This window comes from Halomonas sp. PBN3, assembly GCF_000475415.1.
Classification (GTDB): Bacteria; Pseudomonadota; Gammaproteobacteria; order Pseudomonadales; family Halomonadaceae; genus Halomonas; species Halomonas shengliensis.
Map to the genome: position 1 here is coordinate 1 of NZ_AXCA01000115.1, position 1,403 is coordinate 1,403.

General features: G+C 60.8%; 2 protein-coding genes. Both read right to left on the reverse strand.

The genetic code is table 11. The features are described 5' to 3' along the window. Positions 1–93 precede the first annotated feature (93 nt). Entirely contained in the window at positions 94–1,014 is a 921-nt protein-coding gene (locus tag Q673_RS24400; RefSeq protein ID WP_023005292.1) for a nucleotidyl transferase AbiEii/AbiGii toxin family protein, read from the reverse strand. Further along, the coding region (locus tag Q673_RS24405) for a type IV toxin-antitoxin system AbiEi family antitoxin domain-containing protein (protein WP_023005293.1) at positions 1,004–1,403 on the reverse strand (400 nt) is incomplete at its 5' end. The genes Q673_RS24400 and Q673_RS24405, both read right to left, overlap by 11 nt.

Consider the following 1,403-nt stretch of genomic DNA (forward strand, 5'->3'; position numbering starts at 1 on the left):
GCGCACTCCGCTTTGGGTCGACAGCAGCCTTTGAGAAACATCTAATCAACCCTAGTTGTTCAGATAATGGTTTGTCCAGAACAGATGGCTCTTCTATGGCCTCAGACTGCTCAGAGCCTCGTTAAGCGCCCTCAGTGCTTGATTATTTTTCTTTTCCCCCATCTTCCTGATATTGGCAAGTTTCCACATTACAGCGGGCAACTGGTCAACTCCCTGAACAGGGAAAAGTGACCAGTCGGGCTCCCCCTGTTTGAACGAAAGTAGAAAGCGAGCATCGTCATCGGTGAACAGCTGGGCCAGCCGTTCCAGCAGCCTGGACTGTACTTCCTCCAGCTGCGGCAGAGGGATGTCGGTTATGGCCATACCGACAAACTCCTTGCGGTAGATGGCCTCCAGCGGCTTCATCCTCGGGTTGATGACTTCGTTCATCGGCCTGGGGTGCCCAAGCAGGTAGACCAGAAAGCCCTCGAAGACACTGCGATCCAGGCCGCCTTGATCCAGCAACAGCTTCACATCGAAAAGGTCACGAGGATGCTGGCGATCCAGCGCAGCACAGAGCTTGCCGCCGTATAGGTCCGGCAACGACACCACCGACACCGAGGCAAAGCCGTACTCGTCTTCCACGGCCTCGACCACGTCAAGCTGCTGAGGCGGATGCACGGTGCCGCGCAGCACCGGCGAGACTTCGACCTTCACCTGGCTGCGGCCGCGGCGCACCAGGATTCTCAGTTCATCGCGGCGGTTATCCTGGAGGTCGGCCTTTACCCCGGGCAGTTGGGTGCCGATGGCCTGTGCCAGCCGCTGCAGCGCCTGGCGGCAGCATTGCAGTGCCTCGTCACGAGGCTCCAGCGGCAGGTAGGCGAGGTCGATATCGACGGACAGCCGCGGGAAGGGCTGGACGAAGAGGTTGATGGCCGTGCCGCCCTTGAGGGCAAAGCAGGGCTCGTCATTCAGAAAGGGCAACAGCGCGACCAGTAGCCGCACCTGCTCGTGATAGCGGGCCTCAATGCTCATCCGTGAACGCCTCCGGGACCGTGACCTGATATTCCTTGTCCAACCGCCCTCCCTTGCAGAGCTGCCGCTTGCCCTTACCCAGGTCGAGGCTGTGGGTTTCCAGTCGATGGTACCAGGCGTGGCCGGCATGGCGAGCCAGCACCAGGAAAGCGCGTTTGGTCTTCACCGAGCGGCACCCTGCCAGCAGCGCCTGCAGCCGGCGTGGACGCAGTGTATTGAGCCCGGTGAAGGTGTCCACCAGCTCGCTGCTGAACAGCAGGTCGTTGGGCGTAATGGCGATCCACTCGAGGATAGCGCGCTCCGGCGTCGATATCCGCAGGACAAACCCCACCCCGGGTGGGTTGTAGTCCGTGAAGCTGCCGGAAAGGTCCACCGGCAGCCCCTTATCC